Raw genomic sequence first — 13,067 nt, 5'->3', positions numbered from 1 at the left:
CTTACTGCGAGAAGCCGGGCATGGTGGCCGGATCCGCCACCCCCAGTGCAAACGGGCGCCAGACGGCCCCGCCTGCGGTGTCACGATCCTGGCCGCCACTCTGGCCGGGCAACATCTTCTCGATGGGCGCGTTGCGTGCCATCGGCTTGACCAGATGCGGCGTCACGATGATCACCAGCTCACGTTCTTCCTGGTTGTAGTTCAGGCGCTTGAAGAACGTCCCGATGATCGGCACGTCGCCCAGGAACGGCACCTTGTCGACGTTGGAAAGCGTCGAGCGGCTGACCAGGCCGCCGATGACGAAGCTCTCACCATCGCCCAGCTCAACCGTGGTATCCGCACGGCGTGTGACGATGGCCGGCACCGTCGCACCGTTAAGCGTGATGCCCCGGCTGAAATCGAGGTCGCTCGCTTCAGGCGCCACCTTCAGGGCGATGCGGTTTTCCGACAGGATGGTGGGCGACACCGTCAGCCCGATACCGAATGGCTTGTATTCGATGGTGGTCGTGCCCAATGCCTGCGGCACGGGAATCGGAATCTCACCACCAGCCAGGAAGTTGGCACTCTGGCCAGAGAGCGCGACCAGACTAGGCTCGGCCAGCACGCGTGCCATGCCGTTCGATTCAATCAGGCTCAGGTTGGCGAAAATGCCCTTGCTGACGGAGCCGACCAGCAGGTTGAATGCCGAACTCAACGGCATGGTCGATTGCGCGGTCAGCCCCGTCGACGGACTAAACGTGGCCTGCGTAAGCGATGACGGTGAGAACGTGCCAAAAGAGAACCCACCCTTTGTGCGCATGAAGTTCAGGCCCGACTCCTTCAGCACCGTCTTGCTGAACTCCACCACACGCACGTCGACCTGCACCGTGCCGGGCACATTCATCGAGGTGTTGTCGATCACGTTGCCGTTCTTTGGCTTCTCACCTCCACCAGCCGCAGCAGCCGAGCGGCGAGCGCGTGCCAAGGCATACACATCCTTCGCCTGACCAGACACCACAGCGGTGTCGCCCTGCGTAGTCACATTGGGGTCGCCCGGCTCAGACACCGCAGCATCAACCTGAACGTTGTAGGTCGTGGCGGCGCCGCCTTGCGTCCAGACCATGACGCTGGCCGCACCCGGCTTCTTGGCGATGATCAGCAGGCTGTTGGCCGCGCCACGCCCTTTGAGCAAGAGAGCATCCGCAATCTCGGGATTGCCGATCGCAATGCGTTCGAGCGGCTTGCCCAGGCGGACCTCGCGTTGACTACCGGTCAGCAGATGCAGTGTCTGCCCAGCCGGCGCCGTCTCGGCAAATGCTGTCGATACAAAGGCGGCGCAGCCCCACGCAACTGCGCCCATCCAACCGCGAACCACGGCGGCATCAGTCATGTTGCTCCTCACGTTTACCTGCGCGGATGATCTCCACACCGGTGCTGGCAGTGCTGCTGCGCACCGTCGTGCGTGCTGCCGCAATTGCGGGCAACGGTGTTGGCTGCGTCAGGACAGGGCGGCGCGGTGACCCCGTCAGGCTGGACATCGAGACGCCAGCCTGCGCCACGTCCATCGGGTTGCGATTGGCAGCGGCCAACAATGCGGCGTCCTGCGGTTTCACCGTGGGTTCGGCATCGTCCCCTGGGTTGCGCAAGGCAAGCAGCAGGCGGCCGCTCTGATGAGCCATCGCCAGTTGACTGACGGCTTCCACGGGCACCGCCAGCACGGCTGTCCTAGCCTGGTCGACCTTCCGCGTGACGGTGTTGCCGTCCGGCTGCTTCTGCGGCCCCTCATTGACCGCCAGCGGTCCGAACGCCAGCACGCGCAGATGCGGCAACAGCAGCCGCGCCTGGCTGTCCTCGATTTCCTGGCCATCCTTGCGCACCACGAGGAACACGTCCACGTAGTCACCAGGCATCACGCGGTTGCCAACGCCGATCACCTCATCAACGGTGATCGCAATCGCGCGCTGCCCCGCCCCCACCTGCTGCGCCAATCCGGACGCAAGTTGGGAGGCAAGCAGCGGCACGCCCACGCCAACCGGGAGAATCGGCTCGCGCCCCACCACCTTGGACACATCGGAGAATGCCTCGACCGGATTGATCGGCAACTGCTCAATGCCCAGTTGGTCCGCCGTAATGGGCTTGCCAGGCTCCAGCGGTTTGACCGTGACAACAATCGGGTAGGCCGTCTTGCCGTCTTTCTGCACGGCTACCGGCGCGGGCGGACGATGCGCACTCTTCCAAGCCACGGCACCAAGAATGGCCGCAAGCAGCAGCAGCACGGCGGCGAAGATCTGGAGATGTTTGCTGGTCATCTAGGCAGCCTGTCGATGCAATCGTTAAGTGGAACTGGCGGGCCGTTTCGACTCAAGAACTCGGCACAAGCTGCACGATCGCCGAACCCGTCAACGTGGACGGCACCGGCAGCAGTGGAATGGAAGGCAAAAGCGGGGTGGCGCCAGTCGTAACCGGCAGCGTAAGCACGACGCTCAGGCATTGCATGCTCGCGATGGTTGGGCACGTTACCAACGGCGATCCGCTTTGGTTGGTTGTGACCTGCGAGCGAATGGAAACAGGCAGCGCTGCGTTGACAGCCGTGTAAGCGGCGGTCACGCGCTGGGTGTTGGAAGATTGGTAGCGCAGAGCAGCTCGGGCGCCCTCTTCGGCCGCCAGCGTCAGTACCTGCTGCATGGCCAGGATCACGCCGTAGTACACGATCCCGAGCATGAGCACCAGAAGCACAGGCAGGACAACGGCAAACTCGACCGCCGTCGCGCCGCGACTACGGCGTCGCCTGGCCGCAAACATACGTACGCCAGAGTGCAGTCGTGCACTCTCCCGTTCCCATTGCAATGTCGGCATGGCCGACTCCTTTTCTTATCAGGCCGCTTGGCGGCTCTTTTTCAGCTCTTCAACTGTCCGAACTACATGCCAGGCAGCCACGGCATCCGCATCGCGGCTGGCACCCAAGGCAGGCTCAGCAAGCCGATCGCCATATGCGCTGCGTAGGGAATGCCTCGGCGTCCAGCCTGCGCGGTATCCCAGCGGGTGATCGCCGGACACACTCGCATCACTAGCCAGGCAGAGGGCGACGACGCATCAAGCTGACGCAGTGCCATGATCGCAAGCGCATGCAGTCCTGAGATCATGCTTGAGACAAGCCACACGGCCACTAGACCGTGCCAACCAGCCAGCAACCCAGCCACTGTGAAAAACTTGACATCACCCGCGCCCATCCAGCCCAGTGCATAGAGCGGTAGAAAGCAGGCAAATGCGATCGCCCCGCCGAGCCAGAAGTCCTGCCAGTCATAGGCCAGTGCTGTCACGCCGCCAAACTCGATCAGCACGATAGACAGCACCACGCCAGCGGCGACGAGCCAGTTCGGCACGCGCCGCGAGCGAAAGTCCAACGTGATGGCAAGAATGGCGAAAACTACGACACTGACCCAGCCTGCGGTATCTATATGGCCGTACCAGCGTGTCAGCACGTGGTGGCAGTGCCGCCCTTGATCGCGCCGCAAATGGTGTTGAACACGTTCGTCAGGTCGGTGCCCAGCGCTTTGATCGTGGCTGCAATCGCTGCTGCGATCAGGCCCGCGATCATGCCGTACTCGACGGCCGTAGCACCTTGTTCGTCGCGAAGGAACTTCAGAACGGCGTTTTTCATGATTGCTCTCCTGTTTGCACTCGCCCGCGGATGTTGTTGGTCTTGACCAGCCTGCGGTGCTCCGGCCGCGACCAGTTCATATTGGCTAATAACGGATAAAACGCTTGGGGATTTATAGCGATGACACGGTCGAAACAAAATCTTTTCGCCGCGCCACCTTCGTTTTATCAATAAAACAAAGATGACAAGCCATCAGGTGATCTTGGTCCCGCAAAAACACCCGATGACCACCGCACACCCCCAACCCGTTACCTCGCCATCAGAATGTCACGTATGTCACGTAACATCCCGTAACGGTTTTATAGGCGTGCGGCGCCGCAAACAAAATAACTCAATTTAGGTACTTACTCAAAATTAGAGTAAAGGCTCTATTAAACCTCATTAAAGACGCACCAACCCTCTGAAAACTAATGGAAATCCCTTAATGATCGGCAGACTATGCCCATTATGTGTGCGGGTTCTCCATTAATCCGGGGGTGATCTGAACGCTCCCCATTCTCTGTCATGGCAAAAAAAAGGATGCGCGAGCGACGGGAACACGCCCGCGCACCTTCAAGAGCACAGACAGGTACTGCTCAGTGCGCCAGGCTGCCTACGCCGCCCAGCAAGTTCGTAACAGGCGCCAGTGGATTGCTGCCCGAGGCGCCGCCGGCTGCGCTGGTCACGCCGCCCAACAGGCCAGTGACAGGCGCGAGCGGGTTGGAGCCACCCGCGGCCCCGCCCAGCAAGCTGGTAACGGGCGCCAAGGGGTTGGAGCCACCGGCCGCGCCACCCAGCAGGCCTGTCAGCGGTGCCAGCGGATTGCTGCCGCCCGAGGCACCACCCACGCCGCCAAGCAAACCACCCAGCGGATTGCTGCCAGACGAGCCGCCGGCAGTGCCTACGCCACCCACTGCGGCCACCGTAACCCCAATAGAGGAAACCACCGGGCCCAGGGTTGAAACTACCGGCACGCCAGTCCCGGTAATGGTGTTACCGGCACCGGCCACGCCGCCGCCAACCGTACCCAGCAGCGAGCTGAACGGACCGCCCAGGCCAGTCGCGTCGCCGCCCGATTGCGTGGCGTTGGTCAATTGCGTGGTAACCGGCACGATGGCCGAGCTGGCCTGCTGCGTGACTTGTTGTACCGCGCCGGACGACAGCGCGCTGCCCAGCAAGGTGCCACCGCCAATCAGCGCCTGGCCAATCTGCTGCACGCCAGCCCCTACCGGCTGAGTAACGGGCGCAAGCGGCGCGCCCGAGCCTTGGCCCAGGCCCTGCACGAGCGTACCGGCGCTGACCGTGGTTTGGCCGAGGTCCGTCACGACGTTGCCAGTGCTGGCCACCGTCGTTCCAATTGGATTCGGGTTCTGGCCCATCTTGCCCAGACCGGTTTGCACGCCCAAGCCCAGGTCGCTGACAGCCTTGCCGGCATTGCTGACCGTACCACCCAGGCCTGCCTTGGCTTGGTCGGAAAGGCCCGGAATATTGGCGTTCTGCAGGGTCGTACCCAGGCTGCTGATGGCCTGGCCCGTCGCCACAACCGTGTTGCCGGTGCCGTTGGCGACCTTGCCGACAGGCGTCACCCCTGTCAGATCATTCGGGCTGGGGTTCGGCGAGCTGCCGGAACCGCCGCCACCTGAAGAGCACGCTGCCAGCATGAGAGCAGCAACGGCGCACGCCAGCGGCATGACGTGGATGGTTTTCTGGATCTGTTTCATGTCCCGTCCCCTTCTCAAGGATTTGTCTTAAGTCTTACCTGTTGTATCTGAGCTCGGTATTGCGAACTGCGGGCCAGATTCTGCAATTGCCATGCCAGCCTCATTAGAGAGAAACATCGACTGCTGAAGAGCGGCGTCACAACAGGCTTTGCAGACAGCGCATCCGGCATTACCCGAATACGACGGAGAGGTGTTACGGTCAGAAAACACGTGTTCCCGGCGTTACGTTGTAACGTGACACGGAACATATTCAACCCAAACATAACCCCCATAGCAAACGTTTCCCTCCCTCATTCGTAGGGCAGGGTAAATCCCATATTTGAGTTAGTTTTCACGATTCCTCCATTCCAAAAGAGAAAATCACGCCGAATTTTGATAATCAATTACGCATAGCGCAATAATCAAGACATGGCACACCGTTTGCAGAGTCCCGCTACCCAAATCGACATTGGGACCATTTTCCAGCTGACAAAAGCGGACTTTTAAAACGGGAGAACGATCATGAATAAGAACATCAAGTGCCTGGCAGCTACGATGGCTAGCCTGTTGGTCTTGGGCGGTTGCGCAAGCTCGGGTTCGGGCGATGTGGGTGGCAAGTTGGGTGGCTCGAACGGTAGCGGCGGCTCGAACAACAACGCGGGCGGCTCGACACCCTCGCCTTCGCCGTCGCCCTCTCCGTCACCCTCGCCTTCGCCGTCCCCGTCGCCCTCTCCGTCACCGACACCCGCACCGGCGCCCCTGACGCCGGCAGGCACGATCCTCAACAACACGGGCAATGTCGTATCGGCCGCCGGCTCGGCGGTCAGCGGTATCGGCGCGGACATCAAGAACGCACCACTGCCCTCGCAGTTGAGCGGCGTGCAGAGCGGCCTGGGTGGTGTGGTGGATAACGTTGGCACGACCGTTTCGGCGCTGGGCGCTGGCGTACAGAATGGCCTCGGCAGCATCGGACGCAATCCGGATCCGGTTGGCACCACGGTGTCGAGCCTCGGCAACGTGGTCACGGGCGCAGGCAACACAGTCACCAGCGCCGGTACGCTGGTCAACAATCTGGGCACTGGCCCGCTGGCGCCGCTGGCCCCGGTAACGACGCCGCTGGCCGGCGTGGTCACGCAAGTCGGCCAAGCTGTTGCCAACGGCGGCAGCACGCTTGGCACGGCGCTGTCGACGGGCCCTGTACAGCAGCTCACGCAGCAACTCAGCACAGCCATCATTCCGATTACCTCGCAGCTCACCGGCGCCACGCAGACGCTCGGCGCGACCTCGGGCTTGGGGTCGCCGGGCAACACGCTGCTGGGCCAGTTGGGCGGTGCGGTCGCCAACGGCGGCAGCGCCATCACTGCAACCCATGCACCGGTCGTCGGCAATCTGGGCGGTGTGGTGACGGCAGTCGGCAATACGGTCGGCGCGCTGGGCGGTGCGGTGTACTCGCCGACGACGTCGCCGGGCGGCAACCCGCTGGCTCCGATTACTGGCCTGCTCGGTGGCCTGGGCGGTGCGGGTGGTAGCAATCCGCTGGCGCCCATCACCGGTGTGTTGGGTGGCTTGACGGGTGGCGCGGCTGGTGGCTCCAACCCGCTCGCACCGATTACCGGAGCACTCGGCGGCTTGGGTGGTGCGGGTGGCAGCAATCCGCTTGCACCCATCACCGGTGCGTTGGGTGGCCTGACGGGTGGCGCGGCTGTTGGGTCCAACCCGCTCACACCGATTACCGGCGCACTGGGCGGCCTCGGCGGTGCGGCAGGCGGCGGCAACCCGGTCAGCTCGATCACGGCGCCGGTGGGCACGGTTGTCACCACAGTGGGCAGCGGCCTGACTTCAGCCGGCGCTGCAACGCCGCTGGCACCGGTGACCGGCGCGGTAGGCGGCCTGCTGGGCACGGTGGGTGGCGTACTGGGCGGCGCGCATCACTGATCAAAGCGCAGTACAACGCGCGGCGGATCGGCCTGACCAGCCGGTCCGCTGTTGCGTTTCAAACGCGATGATGTCGCGCCAAGCGGCACGATTGCTGGGCCAACGGGCACGGAGTCACACACCATTGGTATCAACCATGGCGTTGCGTCGCGTGAACGTTGCTTCTATGTGTTTTGTTGTAAAGCACCATGTCTCGCGGTTATCGTTCCATGCAGTGCGCAACCATGCGCGGCGTCGACCGGCCCGGACCGGCGAATCGCTTCACTGCAGAACAAACACCACGGAGGAGACACGCGTGCGGAGCACCACGATGCGGTTAGCGCTGGCCACAGGCGTTGCATTGACCAGCCCGGCACTGAGCTGGGCACAGAGCAGCCCCACGCAAGGCAACCCGATCGACACGCTGCCCAAGGTCGATACCTCCCGCCCGCCTGAGCAGAAGATCCAGGTGCAAGTGCAGCGGCCGAACCCGGCGCTGGAAAACCTGCTCGCCACGCACCTCACGCCCACCAAGTTCCAGATCGAAGGCGTCAAGACGCTGCCGTTTCCCGAGATTGCTGCGTACTTCGCGCCGCTGGCCGGGCACGACGTCACCGTCGCGCAGCTGCTGCAGGCGGCCAACGATGTCACCAAGCTGTATGCCGACCGCGGCTATCCGCTCTCCTTCGCGTTCGTGCCGGCGCAAACCTTCGAAGGCGGCGTGGTCCGCATCACAGTGGTGGAAGGCTACGTGGCGCGCATGCGCATCGAGGGCACGCCCGGGCCGCTGGAAGGTCGGTTGCGCGAGATCTCGCAGCGCTTGATGGATGAGAAGCCGCTGCGCAAGGAGACCTTCGAGCGCGTAACCGGCGTGCTGGCACTGCAACCCGGCGTACAGATCACCGCGACCGTGCAGCCGCCCACCACCACCGATGGCGCGAGCGAACTGGTGCTCAACGTCAAGCGCCAGCCGTACACCATCGGTACCGGCGTCGAATACCGCTCACCTGGTGTGCGTGCCGTCATCACGGGCACGCTCAACAGCGTGACGCCGCTCGGCGAGCAGATCACGGTGTCGACGCTGCAGCCGCGCGGGCCCGATCACGAAACGTTCTACTCCGCCACCTGGGCGCAACCGATCGGCACCGACGGGCTGCTGGCCAAGCTCACGTGGTCGCACTATCGCGGCATGCCCGAGAACCTGCCGCTTGAGCAGCTCGGCTATCAGTCGCGCTATCTGACCGACACGCAGCGGCTGGGCCTGTCGCTGAGCTATCCGGTGCTGCTGTCGAACACGCGCAGCCTGACAGTCACCGGCACGTTTTATGGCAACGACGACAAGCAGCAGTACTCGCCGCAAGACATCACCCTCCCACAAACGGAATTGGACACGAAGGTGCGCGTTGCCGGCGCTGAAGCGGTCTACACGGAAGTGAATCCCGGTGAAACGCGGCGCGCATCCATTGGGGTGTATCAAGGGATCAGCGGGCTCGGTGCCGGCAAATCTGCATCGCCCAAGGCCCAAAACAACGTCGATCTTGGCTTTCTGCGCACGCGCATTACCGCAAGCGAAGCCCATGACCTGCCCTTCGGCTTTGGCATCGCGGTCTCGGGCGCGGCGCAATACAGCGGGGCGAACTTGCCGTCGTCGGAGCAGATCAGCTTTGGCGGACGTTTCTTCGGCTTGGCCTATCCGGCGGGCGAAGTGGCAGGCGACCGCGGTTGGGGCGCATCGGTAGAACTCAACCGGGTCTTCCCGGTGTCGATGGAATACCTGAAGACCGTGCAGCCCTACGTGCTGTACGACACAGCCAAGGTGTATTCAAACGCCGGCACGCTGGTGCATGACCAGCTTGGCTCCATTGCGCTGGGGGTGCGTTTCTCCGACCGCAAGTACTACACGCTGGACTTGGCCATTGCGCGCCCGGTGGGCGACAAGCCGATCAACACGAGCTCTCGCAGCCTGCGCTTCACCGCTGCCTACACGTACCAGTTCAACTAGGCGGCAGACAAGGCACTGAACAGGTTAAGGAATTTTGTATATTTTTTATATTTTCAGCGCTGAAAGTCACCCATACTCCCTTCCAAAGGGGGGGATACAGCACCGCCGGAATTTGGGAGCATCAGAAGCGGAATGTTAAGTTTTTCCAAAGAGTTGCCGATTACCAAGGAAGTCGCGCAGAAGAACAACAATCAACACAGCGACAGCGGCCAACAGCACATCAGGCCGCAACACGCCGATGGCGAGGGTCAGTCCCCTCAGTCATCGCAATACGCACCGGGGGCCACTATGCTGCAACGTCTATCGGATGACGCAGAGTTTCATCGACTCGTCGATACCATCTACGAGGCGGTGCTAGACCCCGCGCAGATGCCGACTGCCCTGGCCTTGCTCTCCGTCTACGCAGGGGCAGAAAGCGCACATTATTTCGTCTGGGACAAGCACACTGACGCGCCACGCCAAGGCGTTTCGTCGGGCTGGTGCCAGAACTGCCCGCAACCGGGCCACTGCAACGCCTTCTGCCAAGACCCTCAACTACTGCGCGCCCCGCAGCCCGAAGACGCACCTGCGCGCGGCGTGACGTTGATGGACACGCCGGACCTGAGCATCACCATGCGCCTGCGCACACGGGACAGCATCTCGGAAGTGAGCGCAGCCGAACGCGAAGAGCGCCTGCAACGCGTCCTGCCCCACCTGCAGCGTGCGGCGCGCATGCAGCAGCGCAATCAGGAACTGAACGAACTCGCCGCGCTCGGCATGGCCGGGTTGGATACGCTCGACTTTGGCGTAATGGTGATCGAACGCAGCATGCGCGTGAAATACGCTAACGCATGGGCGCGAACGATGGCCGCAGAAGACGATCGTTTGTCGCTTGATGGCGGCATGTTGCACTCCGCTGACCACACACACAACGCGGCACTGCGCAACCTGATCGAACACGCTGCCGGCTCGATGGGTGTGCAAGGCGCTGCCGGCTCGTGGATGTATCTGGCACGCGATGGGCGGCCCGTTCCCTTCATCGCCACGCCGCTGGCGCCCTCTGATGCCATGCGCTCGACCTGGGCGGCGCCGCTCGCCTTGGTACTGGTGGGCAACTCGGAGGCGCGGTCGGTCATGGATGCAGGCGTGCTCGCCTCGCTCTTCGGGCTGACGAACAAGGAATGCATCGTCGCTGCGCGACTGGCTGCAGGAGAGACCCTGCAGGAAATCGCCGACCGCGAATTCCTGTCGCTGCATACCGTGCGCGTGCATATCCGCGACATCCTGCGCAAGACCGGCACGCACCGCCAATCCGAGCTCGTGCGCCTGCTGCACCTGCTGCCCAGCGTCGACCTGGAACGTGCCGGAGCCGCCACCCCCGCATCCCGCCGGCGCACTCGCCTGAACGCCTGAATCTCCACCCGCAATCGCGGGCGAGCGACCATTCGCGTATACCCGGGTCATGCGGCCCGGTTTTTTGCCGATGCATGAAGACAGGCGTGGAGCCGCCGCAATTGCTTGATGCAATGCAATAGCGGCGGATTATCCCGACGCATTCTGTGAATAGCGCGCAACAAGCGGGCTTTTTCACCGCCTGAAACACCAGGCTCTTGCGCTATCCTCGCCGCAAAACACAGACAGGCGTCGGTCGAAAGTCGGGGGGCCGCGCCAAATGCGCTCGCATGCATAACGATTTCCATATTGCGCTGCTGCTGTTTGCGTGGGTAAGCACGGGCTTAACCACGTTTGCCGCACTAGACGCTGCGACACGTCTGCCGGGGGGTTCGACGATCGCAAAACGCCGTAACTGGCGCATTGCCTGCGCCGCCATTCTCGGCATCGGGCTATGGTCGGGGCTTTGGCTCGCTCAGGTCGGCCTGCACCGGTCATTGGCTGCGCAGCTCACGGTACCCATTTCCGTCACGCTCATGACGGCGTTGGCGGCCTCGCTCGCGGCATTTCTGGTGGTATTGCCTGATACGTCGCCCGCCATCGCCGGGCAACCTCCGCATCGCCACCGCATTGCCATGGGCGCGATCGCGCTCGGTATCGGGCTGTTGATGACAGAGCTGTATCTGGCGCGCCCATGGCTGCACAACGACACCCTCTCGCTGCAGCGCACGCTCGCTGGCTGGGGGGGCGGCGCCCTTGTGCTCGGTGCGGGGACGTGCCTAGCGATGTGCATGGCCTTTCATCTACCGCCGGCGCAGCGCCGGGCCGCCGTCGGCTTGCGCGCACGAGCGGCGGCAGTGCTGGCCACCTCCGCAGTGCTATCGCTGGCGGCGTGGCCGTCGGTCAGCGTCTGGCCCGCAGACGAGGCAACCACGCTGCATGTGGTGCCCGTCATCATGCTGAGTGCCGGCGGTGTGCTACTTGCGCTTGGGCTGCACGCGGTGCTGATCATGCTGGAGACGCGCGTCGATTCCGCACAGGCCCATCTGGCCGCATCTCTGGCACGTGTCGCAAATCAGCCACCCACACCGCAGCATCACGATGCACTGACCGGCTTGCCCAATCGGCTGCAGCTTCGGCAATCGCTGGACAGCGCGATCCTCTCGACAACGCGGCGCGGGCGTCCTTTCGCCCTCTTCTGCCTAGACCTGGACAACTTTAGCCAGATCAACGAGCAATACGGCCGCGCCACCGGCGACCGCGTCTTGCAGATCATCGCCGAGCGCCTGCGCCAGACCATGCGCGGCGAAGACATGGTCGCCCGGCTGGGCGGCGACGAGTTCGCCATTCTGGTCGAAGGCCTCACCCTGCCTGAGGCAGCCGCCACCGTTGGCGACAAGCTGCTGTTCCGTCTGCGCGAGCTGGTGGAAGTGGACGGCCGCCGCCTGCGCGCGACGGCCAGCATCGGCGTGGTGATCCATCCGCACAATGGCGCAACGGCCGACACGCTCCTGGAGCATGCCGACGCCGCCATGTTCGATTGCAAGCAGTCCACCGGCAATGCCTACCGCTTCTACGAGCCGCGCCTGAACACGACGGCGCATCGCGTGCTGCAGATCCAGCGCGCGCTTTCGCATGCAGCGCTCAATGGTCAGTTGTCGGTGCACTACCAGCCAAAGTTCGATGCGTTCACGCAGGCAATGACCGGCGCGGAGGCACTGCTGCGCTGGAATCACCCAGAGCTTGGCCCCGTATCACCCGCCGAGTTCATCCCGCTGGCGGAGCGCACCGGCACCATCGTCGAGTTGGGCGACTGGGTGGTCGAAGAAGTCTGTCGCCAGATCATGCATTGGGATGCGGCGGGCATGGCCCCGCAGCGTATCGCGGTCAACCTCTCGCCGCGCCAGTTTCAGCAACCCGACCTCGTGCAGCGCCTGTCGCAGATCCTGCACCGCTATCAGGTGAGCGCACACCGCCTGATGTTTGAGATTACCGAGACAGCCGCCATGCGCGATGCCAGCCAGAGCATTGCAGCGATCCGCCAGATCCAGGCACTTGGCATCGAAGTCGCCATCGACGATTTCGGCACCGGTTATTCCAGCCTGAGTTATCTGCAGCGCTTCCGCGCTCAGCAGATCAAGATCGACCGGGCATTCGTCTCCGCGCTTGATGACAACCCGCCCGAGGCGGCCGCAATCATCCGCGCCATCTGCGCGATGGCGCATTCGCTGGATATGACGGTGGTGGCGGAAGGCGTGGAAACCGAGGCGCAGATGGAGGCCTTGGTGAATCTGCATTGCGATCAGGTTCAAGGCTATCTGTTGGCGCGCCCGTTACCGGCAAAGGATTTTCAGGGCTTGCTTGAAGGCGTGCAGTTCGCCTGAAGCAATTGTAAAAATGCGCCATTCTGATGCATTTTTCATTTCCCTTTCGATAACCTTTCAACGCACGCTCGAAAGCT

At 63.0% G+C, this 13,067-nt stretch carries 10 protein-coding genes; 4 read left to right on the top strand and 6 right to left on the bottom strand.

What is annotated here, in order from left to right; genetic code table 11:
* Position 1 precedes the first annotated feature (1 nt).
* The 6 genes from V6657_RS23540 to V6657_RS23515 all read right to left on the bottom strand — a co-directional run bounded on the left by V6657_RS23540 (position 2) and on the right by V6657_RS23515 (position 5,340).
* Positions 2–1,369, bottom strand: coding sequence for a type II and III secretion system protein family protein (locus V6657_RS23540; protein ID WP_048935903.1), 1,368 nt, complete (start codon positions 1,367–1,369; stop codon positions 2–4).
* Complete coding sequence (cpaB, locus tag V6657_RS23535) at positions 1,362–2,288, bottom strand: Flp pilus assembly protein CpaB (protein ID WP_048935902.1); 927 nt, start codon at positions 2,286–2,288, stop codon at positions 1,362–1,364. Before cpaB ends, V6657_RS23540 begins: the two co-directional genes overlap by 8 nt.
* Before the next feature lie 52 nt (positions 2,289–2,340).
* A complete protein-coding gene (locus V6657_RS23530) occupies positions 2,341–2,835 on the bottom strand; it encodes a TadE/TadG family type IV pilus assembly protein (RefSeq protein ID WP_048935901.1) in 495 nt (164 codons plus the stop codon).
* A gap of 62 nt (positions 2,836–2,897) precedes the next feature.
* Complete coding sequence (locus V6657_RS23525; RefSeq protein ID WP_048935958.1) at positions 2,898–3,398, bottom strand: prepilin peptidase; 501 nt, start codon at positions 3,396–3,398, stop codon at positions 2,898–2,900.
* 56 nt (positions 3,399–3,454) lie between these two features.
* The gene (locus V6657_RS23520; RefSeq protein ID WP_048935900.1) at positions 3,455–3,640 is read right to left on the bottom strand and encodes a Flp family type IVb pilin; all 186 of its coding nucleotides are present in this window, start codon (positions 3,638–3,640) and stop codon (positions 3,455–3,457) included.
* Positions 3,641–4,215: 575 nt separating this feature from the next.
* On the bottom strand, positions 4,216–5,340 hold the full coding sequence (locus V6657_RS23515; RefSeq protein ID WP_048935899.1) for a collagen-like triple helix repeat-containing protein: 1,125 nt from the start codon (positions 5,338–5,340) through the stop codon (positions 4,216–4,218).
* A 501-nt stretch (positions 5,341–5,841) separates the two neighbouring features.
* On the opposite strand from V6657_RS23515, the gene V6657_RS23510 reads away from it, so the two are divergent.
* From V6657_RS23510 to V6657_RS23495, 4 genes are all read left to right on the top strand, one after another.
* Positions 5,842–7,254 (top strand): collagen-like triple helix repeat-containing protein, encoded by a 1,413-nt coding sequence (locus tag V6657_RS23510; RefSeq protein ID WP_048935898.1) that lies wholly within the window; start codon positions 5,842–5,844, stop codon positions 7,252–7,254.
* 295 nt (positions 7,255–7,549) lie between these two features.
* Positions 7,550–9,235 carry a ShlB/FhaC/HecB family hemolysin secretion/activation protein gene (locus V6657_RS23505; protein ID WP_048935897.1) on the top strand — a complete coding sequence of 562 codons (1,686 nt, stop codon included), beginning with the start codon at positions 7,550–7,552 and terminating at the stop codon, positions 9,233–9,235.
* Between the two features lie 132 nt (positions 9,236–9,367).
* Positions 9,368–10,627, top strand: coding sequence for a helix-turn-helix transcriptional regulator (locus V6657_RS23500; protein WP_048935896.1), 1,260 nt, complete (start codon positions 9,368–9,370; stop codon positions 10,625–10,627).
* A gap of 269 nt (positions 10,628–10,896) precedes the next feature.
* Positions 10,897–12,990, top strand: coding sequence for a bifunctional diguanylate cyclase/phosphodiesterase (locus V6657_RS23495; RefSeq protein WP_048935895.1), 2,094 nt, complete (start codon positions 10,897–10,899; stop codon positions 12,988–12,990).
* Positions 12,991–13,067 lie beyond the last annotated feature (77 nt).

The organism is Ralstonia sp. RRA (assembly GCF_037023145.1).
In the GTDB taxonomy this organism is placed as follows: domain Bacteria; phylum Pseudomonadota; class Gammaproteobacteria; order Burkholderiales; family Burkholderiaceae; genus Ralstonia.
Note: the sequence above shows the minus strand (reverse complement) of the source record. Positions and strands in the feature narration are given on the sequence as shown.